This is a genomic window from Nocardia cyriacigeorgica (genome assembly GCF_005863245.1).
GTDB classification, from domain to species: Bacteria; Actinomycetota; Actinomycetes; order Mycobacteriales; family Mycobacteriaceae; genus Nocardia; species Nocardia cyriacigeorgica_C.
In genome coordinates this window covers 220,151-245,812 of sequence record NZ_VBUT01000003.1, presented here as the reverse complement: position 1 = coordinate 245,812, position 25,662 = coordinate 220,151, and the positions used below count along the sequence as shown (strand labels likewise).

The window sequence follows — 25,662 nt, the reverse complement described above, 5'->3', positions numbered from 1 at the left end:
GGTTGCCTCGCGCGGCCGCTTCGGCTTGCGCTCGCCGGTTCATTCCGGCAGGGCACTACGACATTGTTTCCGGACATGCTGTGTTGTGTGCAGCGGTCCCCCTATGACATGAAGGAGTTCGCGACTATGGCTGCCGTCTGCGACGTCTGCGCCAAGGGCCCCGGCTTCGGGAAGTCGGTCTCGCACTCGCACCGGCGCACCAACCGTCGCTGGAACCCGAACATCCAGACCGTGCGTGCGCAGGTCGCGCCGGGCAACACCCGCCGGATGAACGTCTGCACCTCCTGCCTGAAGGCAGGCAAGGTCGTTCGCGGCTGATCCGCCCGACGCACCACCTATAAGTACAGCACCGCGCCCCGGCACCTTTCGGTGATCCGGGGCGCGGCCATGTCCGGACCCGTCCGGATCCGGGACAGAATGGGGACATGACCGCCCCGCGCCCCTACCGCATCGTGCCCGCGGCCGCCGAGCATGCCCGCGGACTCGCGGAATGCCACATCGTGTGCTGGCGCGAGGCCTACCGCGGGCTGGTCCCCGACCATGTGCTCGACGCCTTCGACATCGGTCAACGCACCGACATCTGGACCCGCAGGTTGAACGAGTACCCGGGCCGCACCACCGTCGCCATCGCCGACGACACCGTCATCGGGTTCATCACCCTCGGCCCGTCGGTGTACCGCCCGGTGGTGACGCCGCTCGAGCTGAACGCGCTCTACGTGCGCTCACCGTGGTACGGATCCGGCGTCGCCGACGACCTGGTGCAGACCACGCTCAACCCGGACATCCCCTGCTCGCTGTGGGTGTTCGAACAGAACCCGCGCGCCATCGCCTTCTACCGCAAGTACGGTTTCACCCCCGACGGCGCCACCCGTACCGAGTATTTCGCCGCCGTCACCGAGCTGCGGATGGTGCGTCCGGAGGGCGCGATAGGGTCGTGGCCATGGCCACCACCGAACAAGCCGAGTACGTGAGCACCGTCGACGGCGTCCTGCAGATCACCATTGCCACCGCCGCCAACGGCACCTCACTGGATTTCACCGGTGTCGACGCGGGCACCGCGGCCCTGCGCGAACTCGATCCCCAGGTGGGGGCCGTCCTGCTGACGGGCACCGGCGCGAACTTCTGCGCCGGCGGCAACGTCCGCGGTTTCGCCGCCGCCGATGACCGCTCGGCCCACCTGTACGACCTCGCCGACCGGCTGCACCAGTTCGTGCGCGCGCTGGACGCGACCACCGTCCCGGTGGTGGCGGGCGTGCAGGGCTGGGCGGCGGGGGCCGGCATGAGCCTGGTGTGCGCCACCGACATCGCCCTCGGTGGACCGTCGACCAAGCTGCGGCCCGCCTACCCCGGCGTCGGCCTCAGCCCCGACGGCGGCATGTCCTGGACGCTGCCCCGCATCGTCGGCAGCGGCCGGGCCCGCGAAATCCTGCTCACCGACGCGATCCTGGACGCCGAGGAAGCCGTGCGCCTTGGCATCCTCAGCCGCCTGGTCGCCGACGAATCCGTCCGCGACGAAGCGCTGGCGCTGGCCACGTCGCTGGCCAACGGCCCGCGCAGCACCTACGCGAGCATCAAGACCCTGCTGCACCGCTCCACCACGGCGACGTTGAGTGAGCAGCTCGACGACGAGCGCGACGCCATCTCGGCCGCCGCGGGCACCCCGGCCGGGCGCGAGGGGGTCGACGCTTTCGTCGGCAAACGCGCACCGGACTACCGCGGGCTCGCCTAGCCCGATCTACACCGGAGCGGCCCGGCCCAGCACCCCTCTTTAGGCCATCTTCGACGGGAAAGCGTCCGGTTCCGGCACGGATGCCGGACGCACCCGACCGTTGTGAATGGCGGTGATCCGCCGGCCCGCCGGCGTGCGCACCAGCACCACCGCCTGCCGGGAGAGCCTGCGCTCGGGCAGCCGGGAACACTACTGCGCCCGATGTCCACCAGGTACAGACCAGCCAGTTGGCCGAACGGGATGCGCAGGACCGAGATTCAGTCGCCGAGCGTGAGGATGAATTCGGCGACGGCGTCGGTGAAGGCGTCGTTGTCGTCGCCGGCCGCGGTGTGGGCGGCCCCGCCGATCTCCACGATCCGCGCATGCGGCACCAGTTCCTGGAACGCCGCCGCCCCTTCGGCGCTGACCACATCCGATTGCAATCCGCGCACCAGCAGCACCGGAATGGTGAGCGTGCGGGCAACTTCTTCCATCCGGCCGGTGATCTCGGACGGGTCCTCGGCGCGATCGGCGAGCATGTCCGGATCCCAATGCCAGTACCAGCGGCCGTCGCGCTGACGCAGATTGCGGCGCAGGCCGTCGACGTTGTCGGGACGCGGACGGTGCGGCATGTACTCGGCGACCGCGTCGGCCACCTCGTCCAGGCTGTCGAACCCGTCGCGGTGCTTGCCGAGGAAGTCCAGCACCCGCTGCACGCCCTCGGGCTCGGGGCGGGTGACGATATCGACCAGCACGAGCGCGCTGATCTGCTCGCCGCCTGGCACCGCGGTGGCCAGCAGTCCGGTGACTCCGCCCATGCTGGCTCCGACCACCACGGCCGGACCGCCGAGTTGGCCGAGTACCTCGATCAGATCCTCGACCATGGTTTCGCGCTTGTAATCGCGCTCGGCCGACCATTGACTGTCGCCGTGCCCACGCGCGTCGAGAGTGACCACCCGCATCCCGGTGGCGGCCAGCTTGGCGCCGGTCTGCTTCCACGAGTGCCGGGTCTGCCCGCCGCCGTGCAGGAACACCACGAGCGGGCCGTCGGCGGGCCCGTACTGGTCGGCAGCGAGTTCGATCCCGCCCGAACCGCGCAAGCGCAGCCGGACGGGATCGACGAGATTGTTCGCACTACTCACGATCTGAGGATCGCACAGCCGCCTCGCGGCACCGGAACGAACCCCCAGGATTTCTGGAACGGGTTTCAGCAGCCCAACGTTCCGGTGAAGATCACGCAGGCGAACTTCGCGTGCACCGTCGCCGAAATGGTGGACGATCCGGACGAGGTGTACTGCTCGGAGACCGGCGCGGTGCTGGTCTCGGTGGCCGGTTCCAGCGCCAGCGGCGCCGCACCGGCACTGGCCGCACCGGCGGCGAGCGCGGCACCGACGGCCAGGGTGGCGGTGGTGCCGCGTACGACGCTCCGGACGGTTCTGGTCTGCATGTCTTTAGCTCCTCACTTGTTTCCTATCGACGCCCGGTTCAGGGCAGACGCCAATCCACCGGTTCGGCTCCCAACTCGTCGAGCAGCTCGTTCACCCGCGAGAACGGGCGGGAACCGAAGAAGCCGCGCGACGCCGACAACGGCGAGGGGTGCGCGGATTCGATATAGGGCACCTCGGCCTCGGCCAGGGCGGGCTTCAAGGTCTGGGCATCGCGGCCCCACAGGATCGCCACCAGCGGCTCGTCTCGCGCGACGAGCGCGCGGATGGCCTGCTCGGTGACGATTTCCCACCCCTTGCCGCGATGCGAGGCCGGCTGGCCGGGCGAGACCGTCAGCACTCTGTTCAGCAGCAGCACACCCCGATCCGACCAGGGGCTCAGATCACCACACTTGGGTGTCGGATGGCCGAGATCCTTGCTGTACTCGGCGAAGATGTTGGCCAGGCTGCGCGGGATCGGCGAGACATCCGGCGCGACGGAGAAACTCAGACCCATCGGATGCCCTGGCGTGGGATAGGGGTCCTGGCCGACGATCAGCACCCGCACCGCGTCGAACGGGCGCTGGAAGGCGCGCAGCACGTTCTCACCCGCGGGCAGGTAGCCGCGTCCGGCGGCGTTCTCCGCGCGCAGGAAATCGCCCATGGCGGAGATCTGATCCGACACCGGTTCCAGTGCCTTCGCCCAACCCGGATCCACGATTTCCGACAGTGGTTTCGCGCCCATGACCGGACAACCTATCGCGATCCGGGCCGCTGCGCCGAGTCCGCCCCGGCGAACGATTCCCAGCCACCTCGCCCGGCCGGGCGCACACCGTCGACGGTGACGCCCTGACCAGCGCCGACCACGCCGATTCTGGTCCAGCCCGCGGGCAGTGCCGTCCCGGCGGGCCAGGCGGCGGCGAAGGCGTGGTCCTCCCCGCCGGTCAGAATCCATTGGGCCGCATCGGCATCCAGCGCTTCTGCGAGTTCTTCCAGATAGCCGTCGATGAGCGCGCCACCGTCGAGGTCGATGGCGATGTCGGAGGCGGTGGCGATGTGGCCGAGGTCGGCCAACAGGCCGTCCGAGACGTCGGTGAGTGCGTGCGGGGCGAGCCCCGCCGTCATCGCGTCGAGCACCGCCCGATACGGCGGGCTCGGAACCCGATGTGCGGCAACGGCATCAGCGAATTCCGTGCGCTCCCCCGATCCCGCGCTCAGCGCCGCGAGTCCCGCCGCCGACCAGCCCAGCCGCCCGGCCACCGCGATCACATCGCCGGCCCGCGCACCACTGCGCAGCACCGGCTGCGGCCCGATCGGATCACCGAATGCTGTCACCGAGAGCACCAGATGCGTATCGCGCACCAGGTCACCGCCGGCGATGGACCCGCCGCTGACGGCCGCTTCGGCCCACAGACCGTCGGCCAGGCCGTCGATCACCGCGACCGGTGTTTCGCCCGGGCATCCCAGCGCGACGACGAAGCCGGTCGGCACCGCCCCCATCGCGACCACATCGGCGGCGTTCTGGGCGATGGCCTTCCGGCCTATCTCGTAGGGGCTCGACCAGTCCAGCCGGAAATGGCGATCCTGCACCAGCATGTCGGTGGTGACCACGAACCGGCCACCGGGTGCGGCCAGCAGCGCGGCGTCGTCACCGGGGCCGAGCAGTACCGCGGGCGTCTGGGTGCGTCCGGAGTTGATGCGCTCGATCAGCGCGAACTCGCCGAGTTCGGCCACGGTCCGCGGCTGCGTGCTGCTACTGATGGCCTGCCCTTTCCGTCTGCGGATCCGCGCTGGTCGACGCGGGCGCGCCGCCGAAGCGGATTCGCCCCGACGGTACCCTGTGCACGGGCCGTCGGGTTACCGCCCGGTATCGCGGCCTGCCCGGATCGCCGGGGCGGCGCCGCGAACGGCCGGACCGATGGCGGCACAGTCGGCTACCAGCAGTGAGACCAGGAAGGATCGGTGCGCGCATGGCGAGCACGCCGGACCACGATTCACCCGAATCGCCCGAAGACACCGGCGCATCGGCTGCGTCTGCCGAATCCGGCGGGAGCGAACAGGCCACCACGGCGGACGCGGGCGCGTCGACCTCGGCTGATGAATCGGTAACCGCCGATGACTCGGCGTCTGCTGAGAAGTCCCCCACCACCGACAAGCCTGCACCGGCCGACGAGTCCACAGCCGGCGAACCACGCACGGGCGACGGCACCGCCGGGTCGGATGCGTCCGGGTCCGACACCGACGAACCGGCTGCCGAATCACGCGGCTCCGGCTATCCGCCCGCCCTCATCGCGACCGCCGTCGCCCTCCCGGTGGCTCTGGTGATCGCGGTCCTGGTCGCCGCGATCATGGCCCGCAATATGCCCGTCGATCGCGAACCGCTGGTGCTGGGCCCGGTTCCGGCGCCCGCCGCCGACAGCGAAGCGTGCGCCACGCTGCTGCCAGCGCTGCCCGCCGACCTGGGCGATTTCACGAAGTCCACGCTCGTCGAGCCCGCACCTCCTGCCACCCGCGCCTGGCAGCACCCCGACGGCGGTGAGCCGATCGTGCTGCGCTGCGGATTGGATCGGCCGCTGGAGTTCAATCGCGCCTCCCCCATCCAGATGGTGAACGGGGTGCAGTGGTTCGAGATCCCGGATCCGGATGCCGATGCCAGCACGTGGTTCGCCGTCGACCGCGCCACCTACATCGCGCTGACGATTCCCGGTGGTTCGGGACCGACCCCGTTGCAGGAAGTGTCCGACACCATCACCGCGAATCTGCCCGCCCAGCCGCTGGATCCGGGTCCGCTACCCAACTGAGCCGCCCGCTCAGTCCTTGCGCAGCGTCGCTTTTCCGGATCGCAGATCGACGCCGACGTCGCCGGGTGCGCCCTCGCCCGCGTCTTCCCGGTACATGAGCACCATCTGCTGCTGTTCGAATTGGTGTTGCCGACCCGCGGCGAATACCGCGTCGAATTGTTCCAGTCCGATGGCGCCCGCACTGCGTCCCTCGTCGTCACCACGCATCCACGGCAGGGCCGTTCGGCCGGTGATCCGCCGGTACATCACATCGCCGAAAGCGACCGCGATGATGAGCAGGGCGAGTCCCGGGATGGTCATGGCCATCAGCATGGGACCGAGGGTACGCGCGCTCAGCGCAGTCCGGTGCCGCGTGCCAGCGCCGTCTCGATGAGCGTGGATACCAGCGTGCGGTAGTCGATTCCGGTGGCGTCCCACATGCGCGGGTACATCGAGATCGCGGTGAATCCTGGCATGGTGTTGATCTCGTTGATCACCGGACCGTCGGCGGTGACGAAGAAGTCGACTCGCGCCAGTCCCTGGCAGTCCAGTGCGCGGAAGGCTCGCACCGCCAGCGCCCGGATCTCGTCGCTGACGGCGTCGTCGAGTTTGGCGGGGACGTCGAATTCGCAGACGTCGTCGAGGTATTTGGTCTCGAAGTCGTAGAACTCCGGCGCCGCGGCCTCCACCTCGGGCATCCGGATCTCGGCGATCACGCTGGCTTCGATGCGCCCGTCCGGGAATTCCAGGACACCGCATTCGACTTCGCGGCCGACGATGCCCGCTTCCACGATCACCTTCGGGTCGTGGGCGCGCGCGGCCGCGATGGCCGCATCCAGATCGGCCCAGTCGGTGACCTTGGTGATGCCGATGGAAGATCCACCGCGCGCGGGTTTGACGAAGACCGGCAGCCCGAGCCGTTCCCGGTCGGCCTCGCTCACCGTGACGTCACGCGCGCGCAGCACCACCTGGGTGCCGATCGGCAGGCCCTCGGCGGCCAGCAGTTTCTTGGTGAATTCCTTGTCCATGCCAGCAGCACTGGCCAGAACACCGGGACCGACGTACGGGATGCCCGCCAGTTCGAGCATGCCCTGCACCGTGCCGTCCTCACCGAACGGACCGTGCAGCACCGGGAACACCACATCCACCGAGCCGAGGGCCGCACCGGGATCGCCGACCGGGATCAGATCGCCGGACCGGCTCGGATCGGTGGCCAGCAGCAGTTCGGTGCCGGTGCCGTCGACCTGGGGCAGACTGTGCTCACCGAAGCCGAGCGCGGCCACGTCGGCGCCACCGAGCATCCACGTTCCGTTGGGGGTGATGCCGATCGGGACGGCCTCATAGCGCTGCGGATCCAGGTTGCGCAGCACGGCGCCGGCCGACACACAGGACACGGCGTGCTCGTTACTGCGCCCGCCGAACACCACAGCCACCCTGATCCGGTTCGTCATGCACGGAACCGTACCCGTTGCGGGGCCGGGTACACGCGCCGGACTACTCCGGTTTGATCCGCCGCCCCAGCAATTTGCCGACCGCCTCCGGTACCGGCATTCCCTCATGACAGACCTGGTGCACGGCGTTGGTCAGCGGCATCTCCACATCGTGCGCCGCGGCCAGCGCCCGCACCGATGTGCACGACTTCACACCCTCCGCGACCTGGCCATGAGTCGCTTCCTGGGCGGCCTGCATCGAGCCGCCTTCCCCGAGCACATGACCGAAGGAGCGGTTACGTGACAGCGGCGAGGTGCAGGTTGCCACCAGATCGCCGACACCGGCCAGCCCGGCCAGCGTGACCGGTTCGGCACCGAGAGCTACGCCCAATCGGATGATCTCGGCCAGACCCCTGGTGATGAGGCTGGCGATGGAGTTGTCGCCCAATCCCATGCCGGCGGCGATACCGCAGGCGAGCGCGATGACGTTCTTGCAGGCCCCGCCGATTTCGCAGCCGATGACGTCGGTGTTGGTGTAGGGCCGGAAGTATCCGGTGGCGCAGGCCTGCTGGACAGCGACCGCGCGATCGGCGTCGCTGCACGCCACCACGGTGGCCGCGGGCTGCTCGGCGGCGATCTCCCTGGCCAGGTTCGGTCCCGACAGCACCGCGACCCGGCTCGGTTCGGCGCCGGTGACTTCGGAGATCACCTGGCTCATCCGCAGCAGCGTTCCGGTCTCGATGCCCTTGGCCAGGCTCAGCAGTGTGGTGTCGGGGCCGATGGCGGGCTTGAACACCTCGAGATTGGCGCGCAGCGATTGCGAGGGCACCGCGAGCACGACCAGTTCGGCGCCGTCGAGGGCGAGCTGGAAATCGTCGGTGGCCCGCACCGGCGGCAGCTGGATTCCGGGCAGGTAATCCGGGTTGCGGTGTTCGGTGTTCAGCGTCTGCGCCACCTCTGATCGGCGCGCCCAGATGGTGACCTCCGATCCCGCGTCCGCCAACACCTTCGCGAATGCGGTTCCCCACGATCCCGCACCAAGCACTGCCGCCCTCGTCATCAGCCCAATATGCCATGGAAAGATCGGGGCTATGCGTTCGCACACCGTGCACGCCGTGATCGCGGTGAAGAGTCTCGACCGTGCCAAGTCCCGCCTGGCCGATCGACTGCCGCCGCGCGAGCGCGCGGGCCTGGTGCTGGCCATGTTCACCGATACCGTGCGCACGGCGACGGCAGTCGCGCAGCTTGCCTCGGTCACCGTGGTCACCCCGGATCCGGCCGTCGCCGAACGGGCGGGCAGGCTCGGTGCGCTCGTGCACCCCGAACCCATGACCGGCTCCGGCGGCCCCGGCGATCCCGACGGGCTCAACTCGGCCCTGCGCGCGGCGGCCGACGAGCTGCGGCACCGGCACGGCCCGGTCGATGTGCTGGCGTTGCAGGCGGATCTGCCCGCGCTGCGCCCGGACGAACTCGCCGGCATGCTCGCCACCGCGCCCCGCGATGCCCGCTCGGTCGTGGTCGATCACGCGGGCACCGGCACCGCCGCGCTGCTGGCCCGCGCCGCGGTGGCACTGGATCCGGCCTTCGGTCCCGGGTCGGCGCACCGGCATATCGCCGCGGGCGCGGTGCGGCTCGACGGCGACTGGCCGGGCTTGCGCCTCGACGTCGACACCGCCGCCGATCTCGACCGCGCGATCGCCCTCGGCACCGGTGCCGCGACCCGCTCGGTGCTGCACGACATCGGCTGGTGCGGTCGTGTTCACGACCCGGTTCCGCACGTGTGCTAGCCGGTCGCCACGGCCGGGGTGATTCGCGTGGCAATCACGGTGTCAGGCTGCACACCGCCCGGTTTGTAAGGGATGATCGTTGGCGTGAGCGATACCGAAACCGTCAAGCAGCAGCAGGTGCTTCCCACTCCACCGCCGGCGGCGGCACCCTTGCAGCCCGGTTCGCCGGCCCAGCGGTTGCCGGCCGATCGCTACCTCAATCGCGAATTGAGCTGGCTGGACTTCAACGCCAGGGTGCTGGCCCTCGCCGAGGACGCCTCGCTGCCGTTGCTGGAGCGCGCCAAATTCCTGGCCATCTTCGCCTCCAACCTGGACGAGTTCTACATGGTCCGGGTCGCGGGCCTCAAACGCCGTGCCGAGACGGGGCTTTCGGTGCGTTCGGCCGACGGCCGCTCCCCCAGTGAACAGCTGGAGCTGATCGCGGCACGAGCCCAGGAGATCGCCGACCGCCACGCGCGCGTCTTCCTCGACGACGTGCTGCCCGCGCTCACCGCCGAGGGCATCGCGATCATCGACTGGTCCGATCTCGACGAGGCCGAACGCCGCAGGCTCTCGGCGCACTTCCAGGATCAGGTGTTCCCCGTCCTCACCCCGCTCGCGGTGGACCCGGCGCACCCGTTCCCCTACATCAGCGGCCTGAGCCTCAACCTCGCGGTGACGGTGCAGGACGCGACCACCGGCGGTGAGCATTTCGCCCGCGTCAAGGTGCCCGACAATGTCGACCGGTTCGTGCGGGTGCGCCGCACCGATTCCGGTTCCGGTGCGGTCGCGGCGTTCCTGCCGATGGAGGCGCTCATCGCCGCGCACCTCGACCAACTGTTTCCCGGGATGCGGGTGGTGGAGCACCATTCGTTCCGCATCACCCGCAACGCCGATTTCGAGGTCGACGAGGACCGCGACGAAGATCTGCTGCAAGCCCTGGAACGGGAACTGGCCCGGCGCCGGTTCGGTTCGCCGGTGCGCCTCGAGGTCTCCGACGACATGACCGAGCACATGCTCGAACTGCTGCTGCGGGAATTGGAGGTCGACCCGGGCGACGTCATCCAGGTGCCGGGACTGCTGGACCTGTCGTGCCTGTGGCAGGTGTACGGGGTGGACCGGCCCGGCCTCAAGGACGCGCCCTACGTGCCCGCCACCCCGCCCGCGTTCGGTGAGCGGGAGACCCCGCGCAACGTCTTCGCCGCGCTCCGCGAAGGCGATGTGCTGGTGCATCACCCCTACGATTCGTTCTCCACCAGCGTGCAGCGGTTCATCGAGCAGGCCGCCGCCGACCCGCAGGTGCTGGCGATCAAGCAGACCCTCTACCGCACCTCCGGCGATTCGCCGATCGTCAACGCGCTCATCGACGCCGCCGAGGCGGGCAAGCAGGTCGTCGCGCTGGTGGAGATCAAGGCCCGCTTCGACGAGCAGGCCAACATCAAATGGGCCAGGACGCTGGAGCAGGCGGGCGTGCACGTGGTCTACGGCCTCATCGGCCTCAAGACCCATTGCAAGACCTGCCTGGTGGTCCGCCGCGAAGGTGCGACCATCCGCCGCTACTGCCATATCGGCACCGGCAACTACAACCCGAAGACCGCGCGACTCTACGAAGACGTCGGATTACTCACTGCCGCACCGGAAATCGGCGCCGACCTCACCGATCTGTTCAACTCGCTGACCGGGTATTCGCGCAAGTCCGATTACCGCAATATTCTCGTCGCGCCGACGGGCGTGCGCGCCGGAATCATCGAGCGAATCCAGCGGGAGATCGAACTGGCGCAGAGCGGGCAGCCGGGCCGAATCCGGCTGAAGGCCAATGCGATCGTCGACGAACAGGTCATCGACGCGCTGTATCGCGCCTCGCAGGCCGGGGTGCCGGTGCAGGTGGTGGTGCGCGGAATCTGCGGGCTGCGCCCCGGCGTGCCGGGAATGAGCGACAACATCGAGGTGCGTTCGATTCTCGGCCGGTTCCTCGAGCATTCGCGGATCATGCATTTCCGGGCCCAGGACGAGTACTGGATCGGCAGCGCCGACATGATGCACCGCAATCTGGACCGCCGGGTGGAAGTCATGGCCCAGGTGAAGGATCCGAAACTGCGTGACCGGCTCGATTCGGTATTCGATTCCGCGCTCGATCCGATGACCAGGTGCTGGGTGCTGCAACCGGACGGCAGCTGGCAGGCGTGGCCCGAGCGCACCGGCGCCGACGGCGCGCAGGTCCGCGATCACCAGGCGTATCTGATGCGATTGCGGCGGCCGGATCAGCAGTGAGCGCGACGACCGGTTTCGCCACCAATGGTGGGTTGTTCCGGGATTCCCGGATGCAGGCCAATATCCACGCCGCCGGTGCCGTCGTCTGGCGGCACACACCCGACGGGTCCGGTGCGGTCGAGATCGCGGTGATCCACCGCCCGAAATATCAGGATTGGTCGCTACCGAAAGGCAAACTCGATCCCGGCGAGACTCCGGTGCTCGCCGCGGTGCGCGAGGTCGCCGAGGAGACGGGCCTGCGCTGCCGCCTGGGCCGCTATCTCGGGCACGTCACCTATCCGGTGCCGGGGCATCGCAAGCTCAAGCGCGTCTATTACTGGGCGGCCGAGGTGGTCGACGGCGGCTTCGAAGCCAATGCCGAGGTCGACGAGTTGGTCTGGCTGCGCCTGGATCAGGTGATGGATGAGCTGTCGTATCCGATGGACCGGCAGGTGGTGCGCGCATTCACCCGGCTGCCCGCCGCAACCAGCACGCTACTGCTGGTCCGGCACGCGAAAGCCGGGCGCCGCGACCGGTTCAACGGCCCGGACGATCAGCGCCCGCTCGAACGTGCCGGACGCAAGCAATCGCTGGCCCTGGTGCCGAATTTGCTCGCATTCGGCGCGAACGAAATTTTCTCCGCCGATCCGTTGCGCTGTGTGCAGACGGTGCAGCCGCTGGCCGAGGAATTGGGTGTGGATATCGGAATCGAACCGCTGCTGTCGGAATCCGGTTATGCGGCCGCACCGGACCGGGCCCGCGAACGGGCCCGCGAACTGGTCTCCGATTCCGCCGTGCGGGTGCTGTGCAGCCAGGGGGCGGTCATTCCGGATCTGATGAGCTGGTGGGCCGATCGCGACGGTGTCACGCTGCCACCGGCGCGTAATCGCAAGGGCAGCGTATGGGTCCTGTCGTTCGTCGACGGCCGGTTGGTGGCCGCCGACCATCTGGACCGGTCGCTGTCGATCGATGTGGGTCCCGCCGCCCCTGAGTGAGACGCGCTGTTTGCTGAATACGACGAACGGCCCCGGGGATCTCCCGGGGCCGTTTCGCGTTCGGTATCGCGGGTGGAGGTATCCACCCGTGGGACTGGCGTCCGCGCGCGACGGGCTGAGTTACGCGCCTGACGTCGGATCAGCGTGCGCGGCGGGCCGGAGCCTTCTTCGCCGCGGTCTTCTTGGCGGTGGTCTTCTTGGCCGCCGTGGTGGTCTTCTTGGCGGCGGGAGCCTTCTTGGCGGCGGTCTTCTTCGCGACCGTCGTCTTCTTGGCCGCCGTCGTCTTCTTGGCCGCCGTGGTGGTCTTCTTGGCGGGCGCCTTCTTCGCGGCCGTCTTGGTGGCGGTCGTCTTGCGCGCGGTGGTCTTGGCCGGCGCCTTGGTCGCTGCCTTGCGAGCCGTGGTCTTGGCGGGGGCCTTGGTGGCCGCCTTCTTGGCCGCGGTCTTCTTGGCAGCGGTCTTCTTCGCAGCCGTTTTCTTGGCCGCGACCGGCGCATTCACACCGCGTTTCACCGCGGGCCCGGTGGCCGCCAGCTTTTGCTTTCCGGCAATGACGGCCTTGAACTGGGCACCGGGACGGAACGCGGGCACCGAAGTGGGCTTCACCTTGACGGTTTCGCCGGTGCGCGGGTTCCGCGCGACACGGGCCGCGCGCTTGCGCTGTTCGAATACTCCGAATCCGGTGATGGTGACGCTTTGACCTTTGTGCACCGCGCGCACGATGGTGTCGACCACATGCTCGACTGCCGCGGTGGCCGTGCGCCTGTCAGTACCCAACTTTTCGGTCAGAACGTCGATCAGTTCCGCCTTGTTCATTGAATCCTCCGCAGACTAATGGCCCGTCGTCGGACCGACTAGGTACCACGGTAAACCCACTTTGGGCAAGAGTCTATGTGCCACGCCAAAATTCATGTGGTTTAGCACACGTACAGCTACCGCCCCGGTCGGCGCCCAGCTAACCGCCGCAGGTGATTACGTCTGCGAAATATGCGCCGGAAGGGTTGTGGGTTTCCAACTTGGCCTTGCCTTTTCGAACTCGGCGATCTGCTCGCTGCGCCGCAGGGTCAGCCCGATGTCGTCCAAACCTTCCAGCAGACGCCACCTGGTGTAGTCATCAATATCGAACGGCAACACGATGGTTCCTGCCGTCACCGTGCGCGCCTCGAGGTCCACAACCAATTCCAGTCCGGGCTGTTCCTCGAGCAACTTCCAGAGCATTTCGACATCGTTCTGTGACATCTGCGCGGCCAGCAGACCGCCCTTGCCCGCATTGCCGCGGAAGATGTCGGCGAAACGGGAGGAGATGACCACTCGAAAGCCGTAGTCCGACAGTGCCCATACCGCGTGCTCACGGGAGGATCCGGTACCGAAATCCGGACCGGCCACCAGCACACTGCCCCGATTGAAGGGTTCGGTGTTCAGAATGAAGTCCGGATCCGTTCGCCAGGCCGCGAAGAGTCCGTCCTCGAATCCGGTTCGGCTGACCCGCTTCAGATAGACCGCCGGGATGATCTGATCGGTATCGACATTGGATCGGCGCAGCGGAACCCCGATCCCCTTGTGCACGGTGAAGGCTTGCATCTGATTCTCCTGAGTCTGATTCGGCTTCGACGGGGCGACTTACTGGCGGGTCAGTCCAGATCCGCAGGCGAGGACAGCGTTCCGCGCACCGCGGTGGCGGCGGCGACCAGCGGCGACACCAGGTGGGTCCGGCCGCCCTTGCCCTGCCTGCCCTCGAAGTTCCGATTCGAGGTGGACGCGCAGCGCTGACCGGGCGCGAGCTGATCGGGATTCATTCCCAGGCACATCGAACAACCGGCCTGGCGCCATTCCGCGCCGGCGGCGGTGAAAATCTCGCCGAGTCCTTCTTTTTCCGCCTGCGCTCGCACCCGCATAGAACCCGGTACGACCATCATTCGGACCCCGTCGGCCACCTTGCGGCCCTTCAAAACCTCGGCCACCGCCCGCAAATCCTCGATCCGGCCATTGGTGCACGATCCGACGAATACGGTGTCGACGGCGACCTCACGCAGCGGGGTACCCGGCGCCAAATCCATGTATCGCAGTGCCTTCTCCGCGGACTCACGGGCCGATTCATCGGCGATCTGGGCGGGATCGGGGACCCGGTCGCCCAGCGGTGCGCCCTGACCGGGGTTGGTGCCCCAGGTGACGAACGGGGTCAGCATGTTCGCGTCGATGTGCACCTCGGCGTCGAAAACCGCGTCCTCGTCGGTCTTCAGCGCCTCCCAGGCGGCCACTGCGGCGTCCCAGTCGGCCCCCTGCGGCGCATGCGGGCGGCCTTTGAGGAATTCATAGGTCGTCTCGTCCGGAGCGATCATGCCGGCCCTTGCGCCCGCCTCGATGGACATGTTGCAGATGGTCATCCGCGCTTCCATCGACATGTTCCTGATGGCCTCGCCGCGATATTCCAGCACATAGCCCTGGCCGCCGCCGGTGCCGATCTGGGCGATCACGGCCAGGATCAGGTCCTTGCTCGTGACGCCGGGCGCCAGCGTGCCGTCGACGGTGATGGCCATGGTTTTGAACGGGCGCAGCGACAATGTCTGGGTGGCCAGCACATGTTCGACCTCGCTGGTGCCGATTCCCATGGCCAGCGCGCCGAAAGCACCGTGGGTGGAGGTATGGCTGTCGCCGCACACCACCGTCATTCCCGGCTGGGTCAATCCCAGCTGCGGGCCGACCACGTGCACGATGCCCTGATCGAGATCGCCCATCGGATGCAGGCGTACCCCGAATTCCGCGCAATTACGCCGCAGCGTTTCCACCTGGGTGCGCGAGACCGGATCAGCAATCGGTTTATCGATATCGATCGTCGGGACGTTGTGGTCCTCGGTCGCGATGGTCAGGTCAGGCCTGCGCACCTGGCGTCCCGCGGCGCGCAGACCGTCGAAAGCCTGCGGACTGGTCACTTCGTGCACCAGGTGCAGGTCGATGTAGATCAGGTCGGGTTCACGCGCGGCGCCTTCACCTTCACCACGGGCGACGACGTGCTGTTCCCATACCTTCTCGGCCAGCGTGCGTGCCATGTATCGATCACCTTTCGGGCTGGCATCCGGTGCGCCGCTCTGGGCTGTCGGCGGCGGATGCGCGACATGAGGGACATTCGCATTCAGCGATCCGAGAGCCCGGAATCCCGGTACCTGGAACCCGAGGCTAGGAATCTCAGCATGCGAGACGCTAATATCGTTCTATGAGACAGCATAGCGGTATCGGCGTCCTGGACAAAGCGGTGGCCGTGTTGTATGCGGTGGCCGAGCAACCGTGCGGCCTCAACGAACTGTGCGAGCGCACCGGGCTGCCCCGCGCCACCGCCCACCGGCTGGCCGTGGGCCTGGAGGTGCACCGGCTGCTGAGCAGGGACAACAGCGGTTCCTGGCGGGCCGGTCCGGCGCTGGCCGAGCTGGCCGCGGGCGCCAGCGACCCATTGCACGACGCCGCGTCGGCCATTCTGCCGCGGTTGCGTGAGATCACCGGCGAGAGCGTGCAGCTGTACTGCCGCGACGGCAACGCCCGCGTCTGCGTCGCCGCGCTGGAGCCGCCCGCGGGCCTGCGCGACACCGTCCCCATCGGCGCCCGGCTGCCGCTCACCGCGGGTTCGGCGGCGAAGGTTCTGGTCGCGTGGGCGGATCCGGAATTGCAGCGATCCATCCTCGCCGACGCCGTCTACAGCGAACGTGCCCTGGCCGAGGTCCGCAAGCGTGGCTGGGCGCAGAGCGCGGCCGAACGGGCCAGTGGGGTGGCCAGCGTCTCGGCGCCGGTGCGCGATCCCGGCGGTTCGGTGGTGGCCGCGGTGTCGGTGTCCGGGCCGATCGATCGCATGGGACGCAGGCCCGGAGCCAGGTGGGCGGCGGATCTGGTGGCCGCGGCCGACGCCCTGCACAAGCGGCTCTGAATCGGCTGCCGCACCGCGACAACCGGCCGTCCGGTACGGCTCGCTCTACCCGAGGGCACCCGCCCTCACTACAGTCGACCCATGGGAGTCAACCAACGGTCGCAGATCGTCATGTCCGACAGTGAGATCACCGATTTCTTGACGCGTAGCCGCGTCGCCACGCTGGCCACCCTCGGCGCGAACGGCGCTCCGCATCTGACCGCGATGTGGTACGCGCTGATCGACGCCCCCGATGGCGGCCTGCCGGAGTTGTGGTTCGAGACCAAGGCCAAGTCGCAGAAAGCGGTGAACATGCGCCGCGATCCGCGGGTGACGTGCATGGTGGAGGCCGGCCAGACCTATGACACGTTGCGCGGTGTGTCGATCGAGGGCCACGCGGAGATCATCGATGATCCGGAGAAGCTGTTCGCAGTCGGTGTGAGCGTCTGGGAGCGCTATACGGGCCCCTACAGCGAGGAGATGCGCCCGTTCGTGGAGACCATGCTCAACAAGCGGGTGGCGGTGCGTGTCGTCGCCGACCGGATCCGGAGCTGGGATCACCGCAAGCTCGGCTTGCCCGAGATGCCGTTGGGCGGCACCACCGCGCACGCCCTGGACGACTGAGTTCGCGCGCTGACGCGTTCGGGCAACGGTTAATCCACCTGACAGGACCGCCGCGGCGGGCTAGCGTCGAGGTGTTCGGCACGTTTCGGCCGGGCACCGCCCCGCTCGCCGGGCGCGGCCTCGGCCCGACCACAAGGAGCACACCATGTCGGAATCGAGTGGTTCCCATAGCAGCGCCGATGAAGTGAAGCGCAAATTCCGGGAGGCACTGGAACGCAAGAACGAGCACCACGCCCGCGCCGCCGATCACCTCGACGGCCACTCCAAGGCGACCGCCCCCCACGGCAACGCCAGCCACAAACGCGAGTTCCGCCGCAAGAGCGGATAAGAACCCCCAGCCGCCGGCCTGGCGCAGAACCCAGCCAGGCCGGTCGGCAATCAACCTCGGCCGCGATTCACAAAGCGCGGCAACCACCCGCGGCAACCGGCAACGGCCCAGCCGGCGAAGTCTCGAAATCCAGCTCGCTGCAAGAGCCACCCCAGCTGCGCACACCAGCCACAGAGACCCTCGGCGTGACTGACAGTGGCCGGCTGGAAACGTCCGCCACACCACAGTCACCGTCCACGCGGCTCCCCCACGACGCATCCACCAACTCCCCCGCTACGAAGCACCCCGGGAAGAGTCTCGGGCGAAGCAGCCCAGGAGGGTGTCCGGGAGCGAAGCAACCCAAGAGCGGCTCCAGAAGAGTGGCCGGGGCGTAACAGCCCGAGAGGGGCTCCAGAAAAGGAGCCAGGGCCGAGCAACCCAAGAGCGGCTCCAGATAGGGCGCCGGGGCCGAAGCAACCCGAAAGGGGCTCCAAAGGGGGTCCGGGGGCCGAAGCAGCCCAGGAGCGGCTCCAGAAAGAGGTGCCCGGAGCCGAAGCAACCCGGGAGGGCTTTGGGGAGGGGCTCCGGCGGCGAAGCAACCGAGAGCGGCTCCAAAAGAGGGAGCCGGGGGGCGAAGCAACCCGAGAGGGACTCCAGAAGGGGGTCCGGGGGCGAAGCCCTCCGGGCGGGGTTTGGGGGTTGCACCCCCAAAAAACACGCGAAGCAGAAAAAAGGCTCACGCTCTCCGTGAGCATGAGCCTTCTATTTCTGCGTAGCCCCGACGGGATTCGAACCCGCGCTACCGCCTTGAGAGGGCGGCGTCCTAGGCCGCTAGACGACGGGGCCAGGACTTGGATCAACCTCTGGCTGAGGTGTATCCGGGTGATCTTTCGATCGTTCTGATCTCTCGATCAGGCTCGGCAAGCTTAACCGGCCGAGGCTCGGCGACCAAATCGCCTGGATGAGCGTCCGGCGAACCCGCTCGCCGTCGCGAGGAGGATTCTTCTCGGGCCTTGTGGGCATGAGTCGAAGCTGGAGCTTTCTCCGCTGGGGTACCAGGACTCGAACCTAGAATGGCTGAACCAGAATCAGCTGTGTTGCCAATTACACCATACCCCAATGACCAGCGCTTTCGGCCTCGTGTCTGGGTGACTCCGAGGCCGTGTTCCGGCCGAGAAGAAGAGTACCAAACGATTGCCGGGTGACTACAAATCGCCTGGTCAGAGGCCGGTTTTCGGGCAGTGGGCGGCCTTGTGCGCACATGCCGCCCACTGCCCGAGCCGTTTCCGGGCCCGCGGCTCAGCCGGCCGGGGTCTGCGCCCGCGCGGACCGCAGCCGGGCCATGGTGCGGTCGCGGCCGAGCAGTTCCAGCGATTCGTAGAGTGGTGGGCTGATGTGCGAACCGGTCACCGCGACCCGTACCGGCGCGAAGGCTTTACGCGGTTTCAGGCCCATATCGTCGATCAGCGCGGTTTTCAGCGCTTCCTCGATAGCGGAGGTGGTCCAGGCGCTCAGCGAGTCCAGTGCGGCAATGGCGGCGTCCAATACCGGTGCCGCATCGGCGCCGAGATTCTTCGTGGCCGCGGCCGGGTCGATGGCGAACTGTTCGTCGGGTGCGAACAGGAATCGCAGCAGGTCCCATGCGTCGGCCAGTACGACAATCCTGGTCTGCACGAGTTCGGCCGCCACGGCAAACGTCTTCTCGTCGATTTCGGCGCCGATATGCCCGTGTTCGGTGAGGTACTCACGCAAACGGTGCATGAAATCGCCCACATCCAGCAAACGGATGTGCTCGGCGTTGAGTGCGTCGGCCTTCTTCTGGTCGAAACGGGCCGGATTCGAATTCACGGTCGAAATGTCGAAGGCGGCGACCATCTCCGACATCGAGAACACGTCGCGATCATCGGCGATGCTCCAGCCGAGCAGCGCCAGATAATTCAGCAAACCCTCGGGGATGAAGCCGCGGTCGCGGTGAGCGAACAGGTCGGACTCGGGATCGCGTTTGGACAGTTTCTTGTTTCCGGGGCCCATCACGAATGGCAGATGGCCGAACTCCGGAGTGAATTCCGCGACACCGATCCGTTGCAGCGCGGCATAGAGCGCGAGCTGACGCGGCGTCGAGGACAGCAGGTCCTCGCCGCGCAGCACATGGGTGATGCGCATCATCGCGTCGTCGACGGGGTTGACCAGGGTGTAGAGCGGGGCGCCGTTGCCGCGGGTGAGCGCGAAGTCGGGCACGGTGCCCGCCTTGAAGGTGGTTTCGCCGCGCACCAGGTCGGTCCAGGTGAGGTCGGTGTCGGGCATCCGCAACCGCACCACCGGCGCACGGCCCTCGGCCCGGTAGGCCTCGATCTGCGCGGGGGTGAGATCGCGGTCGTAGTTGTCGTAGCCGAGTTTGGGGTCGCGGCCGGCGGCCAGGTGGCGTGCCTCGACTTCCTCGGGGGTGGAGAAGGACTCGTAGGCCTCCCCCGCCTCCAGCAGCCGCCGCACCACGTCCAGGTGCAGATCCTTGCGCTCGGACTGCCGGTAGGGCCCGTACGGTCCGCCGACCTCGGGACCCTCGTCCCAGGTGAGCCCGAGCCAGCGCAGCGCGTCGAGGATCGCGCGGTAGGACTCTTCGGAATCGCGTGCCGCGTCGGTGTCTTCGATGCGGAAGACGAAGGTGCCGCCGTGATGGCGGGCGTACGCCCAGTTGAACAGCGCCGTCCGAATCAGGCCGACATGGGGCGTCCCGGTGGGCGACGGGCAGAATCGGACCCGTACTTCAGTCATGGCTCTCTTTCGATCAGCGTTTGGCGGCAACGGGATTGGTCAACGTGCCGATACCGGACACGGTGACGGAGACGGTCTGCCCGGCGGTCATCGGACCGACTCCCTCGGGTGTCCCGGTGAGGATGACATCGCCTGGCAGCAGCGTCATCACGGTGGTCACCCATTCGATGAGCTTCGGAATATCGTGCAGCAGAAGCGAAGTACGGCTGCGCTGGCGCACCTCACCGTCGAGTTCGGTGACGATCTCCAGATCCGAGGGGTCGAGCTGGGTTTCGATCCACGGGCCGAGCGGGCAGAAGGTGTCGTACCCCTTGGCCCGTGTCCATTGCCCGTCGTGGCGCTGCTGGTCGCGGGCGGTGACGTCATTGGCGACGGTGTAGCCGAGGATCACATCGAGCGCGCGGGCGGCGGGCACATCTTTACACGGGCGTCCGATGACGATGGCCAGCTCGCCCTCGTAGTCGACCTGAGAGGAGCTGGGCGGCAGGATGATCGGCGCGTTCGGCCCGACGATCGAGGTGCTCGGCTTCATGAAGATGACCGGATCGGCGGGAGCCTCGCCGCCCATTTCGGCGGCGTGCGCGGCGTAGTTCTTGCCGATGCAGATCACCTTGCTGGCCAGGATCGGCGCGAGCAGGCGCACATCGGCCAGCGGCCAGCTGCGCCCGGTGAACGTCGGGGTGCCGAAGGGGTGTTCGGCGATCTCCTTGGCGACGCTGTCGCCACTCTCGCCCTCGATGCTGACGAAGGCGACTCCATCCGGACTGGCAACTCGACCTAGACGCATGGTCGGAGTCTATCGACCCGGCTCCACCTGCCCGAACGCGGCGGGTTGCGCTGCCCGCCGGGTGGGCCACGTCGCATGTGGGCACCGCCGGAGCGCAGGTGGTCTTGTTCACATCGGAGCAGGGTCCGCACCCGGGCAGATGTGAGCCGTCAGACACCGGCCGATGGTTCAGCGGCTCAGGGCGCCGGGTGTACGGTAGCTACGGCTGTTCACTTCATGAGATCAGCGTTCCATATATTGAGATGAGGTGGGGCTACCGATGGCCGTGAACGCTCCCGCAGCGACCACACCGCAGGTCGACGCGTTTCGACGGTGGTCGATGCTCGGTCTCGGCGTCTTCGCCCAAGCCTCCAGCGCGGTCTTCGTGCACGGCGTCCCGTTCCTGCTGCCCGCGCTGACCGATCGGGGAATGCCCTTGGCGACCGCCGGGCTGCTGGTGGCCATGCCGACCGTCGGGCTGGTCTGCACGCTGATCGCGTGGGGCTACGTGGTCGACCGGATCGGCGAGCGCAAGGTGCTGGTCGCCGGGCCGCTGCTGATGTTCGTCGCGGGTGTGGCGGCCGCGACGACGTCGAGTTATCCGGCGCTGGGCGTGCTGCTGTTCCTCGGTGGCGTCGGCGCCGCGAGTACCAATGGCGCCAGCGGCCGGGTGATCGTCGGCTGGTTCCCACCCCATCGGCGCGGACTGGCGATGGGTATCCGGCAGACCGCGCAGCCGTTGGGCGTCGGTGTGGGAGCGGTGGCGATTCCGTTGGTGGCCGGCGCGCATGGTGTCGCGGTGGCGATCCTGGTGCCTGCTCTCATGGCCGCGGTCGCGGCGGTGGGTTGCCTGGCCGGCATCGTCGATCCGCCCCGGCCGAAGGGCTCAGCGGCCGACCGGGCAAACCCCTATCGGGGCAGCACGACCCTGCTGCGCATTCACCTGGTCTCGGTGTTGCTGGTGTTCCCGCAGGCGACGGTGTGGACGTTCGCGTTGCTATGGTTGCATCGCAATATCGGCTGGTCGCTGACGGTGGCGGGGATTCTGGTCACCGCGACTCAACTGCTGGGTGCGGCAGGCCGGATCGGTGCGGGCGCATGGTCGGATCGCGTCGGGAGCCGATTGGGCCCGCTGCGCTCGGTGGCGATCGCCGCGGTCCTGACCATGGCCGCACTGGCCTTGGCGGCCTGGGCGCAGTGGTGGTGGCTGGCCATTCCTCTACTGGTGGTCGCCTCGGTAGTCACCGTGTCCGATAACGGGCTGGCCTTCACCGCGGTGGCCGAGATCGCCGGACCGTACTGGAGTGGGCGCGGATTGGGCATCCAGAACACCGGGCAGAATCTGGTTCTGGCGATGGTGCCGCCGGTCTTCGGCGCGCTGATCACCTATGCCGGATTCCCGGCGACGTATCTGGCCGCTGCCGCGCTCGCCGTCATCGCGATTCCGTTGGTGCCCAAGGAGCCTGCGCCGCGCTGACAGCTCGGCGACGGCACGGGCCAGGCAGCCGTGTGCGGACCTTCTCATGCGGCCACCCGACGCCCGGATCCTCTCCACCGACAGAAGTCACGGAGCCGCGCGGGAACACAGCCACCGCACAACAGCTATTCGACAGTCCCCGGCGGACGAGCAAGCAGCATTGCCGCTCGATGACGAGGCCCCGCGCTCGAAAGAACGCGGGGCCTTCCTGTATTCGTGCGTTAGACCGAGGCAGCGATCCGGTCGCCGATCTCCACGGTCGAGGCCGCCCCGGTGCGCGAGGCCAGATCCTTGGCGACCGCGGCCTCCACACGTGCCGCGGCTTCGGTGTCACCCAGGTGATTCAGCAGCAGCGACAGCGACAGGATCGCGGCGGTCGGGTCGGCCTTGGACTGGCCGGCGATATCGGGGGCGCTGCCGTGCACCGGCTCGAACATGCTCGGGTTGGTGCCGGAGGCATCGATATTGCCGCTGGCGGCCAGGCCGATACCACCGCTGACGGCGGCGGCCAGGTCGGTGATGATGTCGCCGAACAGATTGTCGGTGACGATCACGTCGAAGCGGCCCGGATCGTTGACCATGTGGATGGTGGCCGCATCGATGTGCTGGTAGGCCACCTCGACGTCGGAGAATTCCGCGCCGACCTCGTCAACGGTGCGCTGCCACAGCGATCCGGCGAAGCTCAGCACGTTCGTCTTGTGCACCAGCGTCAGATGCTTGCGGCGCTGCTGCGCGGTGGCGAAGGCGTAGCGCACGACCCGCTCGATGCCGAATCGGGTGTTGGTGCTGACCTCGGTGGCCACCTCGTGCGGGGTATTCACGCGGATCGCGCCACCGGTGCCGGTGTAGGGACCCTCGGTGCCTTCGCGCACCACCACGAAGTCGATCTCCGGGTTACCCGCGAGCGGGCTGGTGACGCCGGGGAACAGCTTCGACGGGCGCAGGTTCACGTGGTGATCGAGCGCGAACCGGGTGTGCAGCAGCAGACCGCGCTCGAGCACGCCGCTGGGCACCGACGGGTCGCCGATCGCGCCGAGCAGGATCGCGTCGTGCTGCTTCAGTTCCGGCAGCACCGATTCGGGCAGGATCTCGCCGGTGCGGTGGTACCGCTTGGCACCCAGGTCGTATTCGGTCTTCTCGACCCCGGGTGCGACCACGTCGAGCACCTTGAGGGCTTCGGCGATGACCTCGGGACCGATACCGTCGCCCGGGATGACAGCGAGTTTCATGAAAGCAGTGCTCCGTTTCCGATGATGGCGCCCGTGAACATCGCAACGATAGCCGGTGCCCCGAACCGGGCCGCGACCAGGGCGAACTCGTCCCGGACACTGGGAAACCGGTGTTGTGCGCAGGCGCCTGCGATGATCGTGGGCGCGGCGCGATCATGCCACCCGGCCGATGCAGTCGAGCCCCGCTCCAGACGGAACGGGGCTCGGCTACACAGTTCGGGCAGTGCCCGGCGACTCAGAACAGGTCGACCTGGACCACCTTGGTGGCGCCGACGGATTCGCCGATCGCGGCCTGCACCTCGGCGGGCACCTCCTTGCCGACCCGCAGCATGACGGTGGCGCCTTCCTTGTCGACGTCCTGGGTCAGCTGCGCGGCCAGGATGTCGATCTCGGCCGCGCCGAGCTTCATGCCGATCTTGCCCAGCGCGCCCGGCTTGTCCTCGTAGTTGAGCACGGCCAGGTTCAGGCCCTCGGCGCGCATGTCGTAGTTGCGGCCGTTGATGTTGACGATCTTCTCCACCTGAGCGGGCTCGGTCAGCGTGCCCGCCACGTTCAGGGTGCGGCCGTCGCCGAACACCGCGCGCAGGTCGACGACGCTGCGGTGGCTCGGGCTCTCCGAGACCGTGGTGACCTCGGTGCTGATCCCGCGTTCCTGGGCCAGCGCGGGCGCGTTCACGAAGGTGACCTGGTCCTCGACGTGCGCGGAGAAGATGCCGCGCAGCGCCGACAGTTCCAGCACGCCGACCTCGCTGGCGGCCAGCTCGCCGCGCACCTGGATCTCCACGCTCACCGGCAGTTCGTCGGCCAGCGCGCCGAGCAGCACACCCTGCTTGCGCACGATGTCGAGCCACGGGGCGACCTCGTCGCCGACGACGCCGCCGGTGACGTTCACCGCGCCGGGCACGAACTCACCGGCCAGGGCCAGCAGCACCGACTTGGCGACATCGGTGCCCGCGCGGTCCTGGGCCTCGGTGGTGGAGGCGCCCAGGTGCGGGGTCACCACGACCTGCGGCAGGTCGAACAGCGGGCTGTCGGTGCACGGCTCGGTCTCGAACACGTCGAGGCCCGCGGCACGCACGTGGCCGGACTTGATGGCGTCGGCCAGGGCCTGCTCGTCGATCAGGCCACCGCGGGCGGCATTGACGATGATGACGCCCGGCTTGGTCAGCGCGAGCTTCTCCTTGCTCAGCAGACCCTTGGTCTCCGGGGTCTTGGGCAGGTGCACCGAGATGAGGTCGGCACGGCCGAGCAGCTCCTCCAACGTCACCAGCTCGATGCCGAGCTGGGCGGCGCGGGCCGGGGAGACGTAGGGGTCGTAGGCGATGACATGGGTCTCGAACGCGGCCAGGCGCGCGGCGAACAGCTGGCCGATGCGGCCCAGGCCGACGACGCCGACGGTCTTGCCGAAGATCTCGACACCGTTGAACTTGCTGCGCTGCCAGGTGCGCTCGCGCAGGGTGGCGTCGGCGGCGGGCACCTGACGGGCCGCGGCGAGCATCAGCGTGACGGCGTGCTCGGCGGCGGTGTGGATATTGGAGGTCGGCGCGTTGACGACCATGACGCCGCGCTCGGTGGCGGCGGGCACGTCGACGTTGTCGAGGCCGACGCCGGCGCGGGCGACGATCTTCAGGTTCTTACCGGCTTCCAGCACTTCGGCGTCGACCGTGGTGGCCGAGCGCACCAGCAGCGCGTCGGCCTCCGGAACGGCGGCCAGCAGCGCCGGACGGTCGGGACCGTCGACCCAGCGGACCTCGACACCGTCACCGAGCGCGTCGACGGTCGACTGGGCGAGCTTGTCGGCGATCAGAACTACAGGACGGCCTGCTTGGCTCACTGTGGGTTACTCCTGGGGAAGAAATGGGGGGTCGGCAGTTACCGGGGACCAGCTTAGTTGGCGCGATTTCCGCACGACCTACCGCCTGGTAGGCGCCCGTCGTCAGTCGGCCTGCCGAGGTCCGAGGCGGTCGTTCCGCCCCGGACACGGACCTGCCCCGGCCTCTACGAGGAAGGCCGGGGCAGGAGTCAGGTCGCGTCCGCGACCGCAGCGTGTGATCAGCCGCCGAACGAGCCCGTCCACAGGGTGTTCACCAGGCCGTGCAGGGCCGCACCCAGGGTGTCGAAAAGACCGTTCACAGCGGCGCTACCGGTGTCGATGATAACGGGGATCATGAAATTACCTCTCGTCGGAATTCATTCCAGTCGAACTGGCTGACACACGGTCCATCGAGGCGCGCACAGAATGGG

24 protein-coding genes, 2 tRNA genes and 1 pseudogene are annotated in these 25,662 nt (G+C 68.1%); 11 read left to right on the top strand and 16 right to left on the bottom strand.

All coding sequences use genetic code 11. The features are described 5' to 3' along the window. The first annotated feature begins 126 nt into the window (after positions 1 to 126). From rpmB to FEK34_RS07620, 3 genes are all read left to right on the top strand, one after another. Complete coding sequence (gene rpmB / locus FEK34_RS07630; protein WP_011210730.1) at positions 127 to 318, top strand: 50S ribosomal protein L28; 192 nt, start codon at positions 127 to 129, stop codon at positions 316 to 318. Positions 319 to 425: 107 nt separating this feature from the next. Continuing rightward, the gene (locus tag FEK34_RS07625) at positions 426 to 971 is read left to right on the top strand and encodes a GNAT family N-acetyltransferase (protein ID WP_138447159.1); all 546 of its coding nucleotides are present in this window, start codon (positions 426 to 428) and stop codon (positions 969 to 971) included. Continuing rightward, a complete protein-coding gene (locus FEK34_RS07620) occupies positions 941 to 1,729 on the top strand; it encodes an enoyl-CoA hydratase/isomerase family protein (protein WP_138447158.1) in 789 nt (262 codons plus the stop codon). The genes FEK34_RS07625 and FEK34_RS07620 overlap by 31 nt, the downstream gene beginning before the upstream one ends. A gap of 257 nt (positions 1,730 to 1,986) precedes the next feature. Here FEK34_RS07620 and FEK34_RS07615 read toward each other — a convergent pair whose 3' ends face one another. The 4 genes from FEK34_RS07615 to FEK34_RS07600 all read right to left on the bottom strand — a co-directional run bounded on the left by FEK34_RS07615 (position 1,987) and on the right by FEK34_RS07600 (position 4,893). Next, a complete protein-coding gene (locus FEK34_RS07615) occupies positions 1,987 to 2,850 on the bottom strand; it encodes an alpha/beta fold hydrolase (protein WP_138447157.1) in 864 nt (287 codons plus the stop codon). 65 nt (positions 2,851 to 2,915) lie between these two features. Further along, entirely contained in the window at positions 2,916 to 3,155 is a 240-nt protein-coding gene (locus tag FEK34_RS07610) for a hypothetical protein (protein WP_014352134.1), read from the bottom strand. A 38-nt stretch (positions 3,156 to 3,193) separates the two neighbouring features. After that, entirely contained in the window at positions 3,194 to 3,877 is a 684-nt protein-coding gene (locus FEK34_RS07605) for a uracil-DNA glycosylase (protein ID WP_138447156.1), read from the bottom strand. Positions 3,878 to 3,888: 11 nt separating this feature from the next. Next, positions 3,889 to 4,893, bottom strand: a complete 1,005-nt coding sequence (locus FEK34_RS07600; RefSeq protein ID WP_138447155.1) for a thiamine-phosphate kinase — start codon at positions 4,891 to 4,893, stop codon at positions 3,889 to 3,891. Positions 4,894 to 5,366: 473 nt separating this feature from the next. Here FEK34_RS07600 and FEK34_RS07595 point away from each other — a divergent pair. Continuing rightward, positions 5,367 to 5,933: pseudogene (locus FEK34_RS07595) on the top strand (DUF3515 domain-containing protein); the annotation flags it as partial. A 9-nt stretch (positions 5,934 to 5,942) separates the two neighbouring features. Here FEK34_RS07595 and FEK34_RS07590 read toward each other — a convergent pair. Genes FEK34_RS07590 through FEK34_RS07580 form a run of 3 tightly spaced genes read right to left on the bottom strand, consistent with a single transcriptional unit; the run spans position 5,943 to position 8,402 of the window. Beyond that, positions 5,943 to 6,245 (bottom strand): DUF6191 domain-containing protein, encoded by a 303-nt coding sequence (locus FEK34_RS07590; RefSeq protein ID WP_138447153.1) that lies wholly within the window; start codon positions 6,243 to 6,245, stop codon positions 5,943 to 5,945. 20 nt (positions 6,246 to 6,265) lie between these two features. Beyond that, positions 6,266 to 7,363: a D-alanine--D-alanine ligase family protein gene (locus FEK34_RS07585; protein ID WP_138447152.1), complete on the bottom strand. Its 1,098-nt coding sequence runs from the start codon at positions 7,361 to 7,363 to the stop codon at positions 6,266 to 6,268. Between the two features lie 43 nt (positions 7,364 to 7,406). Then, positions 7,407 to 8,402 carry an NAD(P)H-dependent glycerol-3-phosphate dehydrogenase gene (locus FEK34_RS07580; RefSeq protein WP_138447151.1) on the bottom strand — a complete coding sequence of 332 codons (996 nt, stop codon included), beginning with the start codon at positions 8,400 to 8,402 and terminating at the stop codon, positions 7,407 to 7,409. 31 nt (positions 8,403 to 8,433) lie between these two features. Here FEK34_RS07580 and cofC point away from each other — a divergent pair, with 31 nt between their 5' ends. From cofC to FEK34_RS07565, 3 genes are all read left to right on the top strand, one after another. Next, positions 8,434 to 9,129 (top strand): 2-phospho-L-lactate guanylyltransferase, encoded by a 696-nt coding sequence (cofC, locus tag FEK34_RS07575; protein ID WP_138447150.1) that lies wholly within the window; start codon positions 8,434 to 8,436, stop codon positions 9,127 to 9,129. Positions 9,130 to 9,201: 72 nt separating this feature from the next. Then, entirely contained in the window at positions 9,202 to 11,379 is a 2,178-nt protein-coding gene (locus FEK34_RS07570) for an RNA degradosome polyphosphate kinase (RefSeq protein ID WP_138447149.1), read from the top strand. Positions 11,380 to 11,429: 50 nt separating this feature from the next. Further along, positions 11,430 to 12,353: an NUDIX hydrolase gene (locus FEK34_RS07565; RefSeq protein WP_138447515.1), complete on the top strand. Its 924-nt coding sequence runs from the start codon at positions 11,430 to 11,432 to the stop codon at positions 12,351 to 12,353. A 139-nt stretch (positions 12,354 to 12,492) separates the two neighbouring features. Here FEK34_RS07565 and FEK34_RS07560 read toward each other — a convergent pair whose 3' ends face one another. The 3 genes from FEK34_RS07560 to leuC form a co-directional block, all read right to left on the bottom strand. Then, positions 12,493 to 13,167 (bottom strand): HU family DNA-binding protein, encoded by a 675-nt coding sequence (locus tag FEK34_RS07560; RefSeq protein ID WP_138447148.1) that lies wholly within the window; start codon positions 13,165 to 13,167, stop codon positions 12,493 to 12,495. Positions 13,168 to 13,323: 156 nt separating this feature from the next. Further along, positions 13,324 to 13,932: a 3-isopropylmalate dehydratase small subunit gene (gene leuD / locus FEK34_RS07555; RefSeq protein WP_036538454.1), complete on the bottom strand. Its 609-nt coding sequence runs from the start codon at positions 13,930 to 13,932 to the stop codon at positions 13,324 to 13,326. 50 nt (positions 13,933 to 13,982) lie between these two features. Further along, positions 13,983 to 15,398 (bottom strand): 3-isopropylmalate dehydratase large subunit, encoded by a 1,416-nt coding sequence (leuC, locus tag FEK34_RS07550; protein ID WP_138447147.1) that lies wholly within the window; start codon positions 15,396 to 15,398, stop codon positions 13,983 to 13,985. A 164-nt stretch (positions 15,399 to 15,562) separates the two neighbouring features. On the opposite strand from leuC, the gene FEK34_RS07545 reads away from it, so the two are divergent. The 3 genes from FEK34_RS07545 to FEK34_RS07535 all read left to right on the top strand — a co-directional run bounded on the left by FEK34_RS07545 (position 15,563) and on the right by FEK34_RS07535 (position 17,195). Further along, positions 15,563 to 16,264: an IclR family transcriptional regulator gene (locus tag FEK34_RS07545; protein ID WP_138447146.1), complete on the top strand. Its 702-nt coding sequence runs from the start codon at positions 15,563 to 15,565 to the stop codon at positions 16,262 to 16,264. Positions 16,265 to 16,345: 81 nt separating this feature from the next. Then, positions 16,346 to 16,867, top strand: coding sequence for a pyridoxamine 5'-phosphate oxidase family protein (locus FEK34_RS07540; protein ID WP_138447145.1), 522 nt, complete (start codon positions 16,346 to 16,348; stop codon positions 16,865 to 16,867). Positions 16,868 to 17,012: 145 nt separating this feature from the next. Then, complete coding sequence (locus FEK34_RS07535) at positions 17,013 to 17,195, top strand: DUF5302 domain-containing protein (protein WP_138447144.1); 183 nt, start codon at positions 17,013 to 17,015, stop codon at positions 17,193 to 17,195. A gap of 752 nt (positions 17,196 to 17,947) precedes the next feature. Here FEK34_RS07535 and FEK34_RS07530 read toward each other — a convergent pair. The 4 genes from FEK34_RS07530 to FEK34_RS07515 all read right to left on the bottom strand — a co-directional run bounded on the left by FEK34_RS07530 (position 17,948) and on the right by FEK34_RS07515 (position 20,733). Then, positions 17,948 to 18,020 (bottom strand) — tRNA-Glu (locus FEK34_RS07530). A 201-nt stretch (positions 18,021 to 18,221) separates the two neighbouring features. Then, positions 18,222 to 18,293 (bottom strand) — tRNA-Gln (locus tag FEK34_RS07525). A gap of 180 nt (positions 18,294 to 18,473) precedes the next feature. Then, the gene (gltX, locus tag FEK34_RS07520; protein ID WP_138447143.1) at positions 18,474 to 19,946 is read right to left on the bottom strand and encodes a glutamate--tRNA ligase; all 1,473 of its coding nucleotides are present in this window, start codon (positions 19,944 to 19,946) and stop codon (positions 18,474 to 18,476) included. A 13-nt stretch (positions 19,947 to 19,959) separates the two neighbouring features. Further along, positions 19,960 to 20,733 (bottom strand): fumarylacetoacetate hydrolase family protein, encoded by a 774-nt coding sequence (locus FEK34_RS07515; protein ID WP_138447142.1) that lies wholly within the window; start codon positions 20,731 to 20,733, stop codon positions 19,960 to 19,962. A 259-nt stretch (positions 20,734 to 20,992) separates the two neighbouring features. On the opposite strand from FEK34_RS07515, the gene FEK34_RS07510 reads away from it, so the two are divergent. After that, positions 20,993 to 22,189: an MFS transporter gene (locus tag FEK34_RS07510; RefSeq protein WP_212748724.1), complete on the top strand. Its 1,197-nt coding sequence runs from the start codon at positions 20,993 to 20,995 to the stop codon at positions 22,187 to 22,189. Positions 22,190 to 22,410: 221 nt separating this feature from the next. Here FEK34_RS07510 and FEK34_RS07505 read toward each other — a convergent pair whose 3' ends face one another. After that, a complete protein-coding gene (locus tag FEK34_RS07505) occupies positions 22,411 to 23,418 on the bottom strand; it encodes a 3-isopropylmalate dehydrogenase (RefSeq protein WP_138447141.1) in 1,008 nt (335 codons plus the stop codon). Positions 23,419 to 23,653: 235 nt separating this feature from the next. Further along, positions 23,654 to 25,252 (bottom strand): phosphoglycerate dehydrogenase, encoded by a 1,599-nt coding sequence (gene serA, locus FEK34_RS07500; RefSeq protein WP_138447140.1) that lies wholly within the window; start codon positions 25,250 to 25,252, stop codon positions 23,654 to 23,656. Positions 25,253 to 25,662 lie beyond the last annotated feature (410 nt).

Bases quoted from the DNA above. Each gene is read 5' to 3' on its own strand.
- FEK34_RS07535 (WP_138447144.1), top strand. From the start codon at position 17,013: ATGTCGGAATCGAGTGGTTCCCATAGCAGCGCCGATGAAGTGAAGCGC.
- FEK34_RS07580 (WP_138447151.1), bottom strand. From the start codon at position 8,402: ATGACGAGGGCGGCAGTGCTTGGTGCGGGATCGTGGGGAACCGCATTC.
- FEK34_RS07625 (WP_138447159.1), top strand. From the start codon at position 426: ATGACCGCCCCGCGCCCCTACCGCATCGTGCCCGCGGCCGCCGAGCAT.
- FEK34_RS07590 (WP_138447153.1), bottom strand. From the start codon at position 6,245: ATGCTGATGGCCATGACCATCCCGGGACTCGCCCTGCTCATCATCGCG.
- leuD (WP_036538454.1), bottom strand. From the start codon at position 13,932: ATGCAAGCCTTCACCGTGCACAAGGGGATCGGGGTTCCGCTGCGCCGA.
- FEK34_RS07585 (WP_138447152.1), bottom strand. From the start codon at position 7,363: ATGACGAACCGGATCAGGGTGGCTGTGGTGTTCGGCGGGCGCAGTAAC.
- cofC (WP_138447150.1), top strand. From the start codon at position 8,434: ATGCGTTCGCACACCGTGCACGCCGTGATCGCGGTGAAGAGTCTCGAC.
- FEK34_RS07605 (WP_138447156.1), bottom strand. From the start codon at position 3,877: ATGGGCGCGAAACCACTGTCGGAAATCGTGGATCCGGGTTGGGCGAAG.
- rpmB (WP_011210730.1), top strand. From the start codon at position 127: ATGGCTGCCGTCTGCGACGTCTGCGCCAAGGGCCCCGGCTTCGGGAAG.
- FEK34_RS07545 (WP_138447146.1), top strand. From the start codon at position 15,563: ATGAGACAGCATAGCGGTATCGGCGTCCTGGACAAAGCGGTGGCCGTG.
- FEK34_RS07620 (WP_138447158.1), top strand. From the start codon at position 941: ATGGCCACCACCGAACAAGCCGAGTACGTGAGCACCGTCGACGGCGTC.
- FEK34_RS07540 (WP_138447145.1), top strand. From the start codon at position 16,346: ATGGGAGTCAACCAACGGTCGCAGATCGTCATGTCCGACAGTGAGATC.
- FEK34_RS07505 (WP_138447141.1), bottom strand. From the start codon at position 23,418: ATGAAACTCGCTGTCATCCCGGGCGACGGTATCGGTCCCGAGGTCATC.
- FEK34_RS07610 (WP_014352134.1), bottom strand. From the start codon at position 3,155: ATGCAGACCAGAACCGTCCGGAGCGTCGTACGCGGCACCACCGCCACC.
- FEK34_RS07515 (WP_138447142.1), bottom strand. From the start codon at position 20,733: ATGCGTCTAGGTCGAGTTGCCAGTCCGGATGGAGTCGCCTTCGTCAGC.
- FEK34_RS07510 (WP_212748724.1), top strand. From the start codon at position 20,993: ATGGCCGTGAACGCTCCCGCAGCGACCACACCGCAGGTCGACGCGTTT.
- FEK34_RS07570 (WP_138447149.1), top strand. From the start codon at position 9,202: ATGATCGTTGGCGTGAGCGATACCGAAACCGTCAAGCAGCAGCAGGTG.
- FEK34_RS07560 (WP_138447148.1), bottom strand. From the start codon at position 13,167: ATGAACAAGGCGGAACTGATCGACGTTCTGACCGAAAAGTTGGGTACT.
- FEK34_RS07565 (WP_138447515.1), top strand. From the start codon at position 11,430: ATGCAGGCCAATATCCACGCCGCCGGTGCCGTCGTCTGGCGGCACACA.
- leuC (WP_138447147.1), bottom strand. From the start codon at position 15,398: ATGGCACGCACGCTGGCCGAGAAGGTATGGGAACAGCACGTCGTCGCC.
- gltX (WP_138447143.1), bottom strand. From the start codon at position 19,946: ATGACTGAAGTACGGGTCCGATTCTGCCCGTCGCCCACCGGGACGCCC.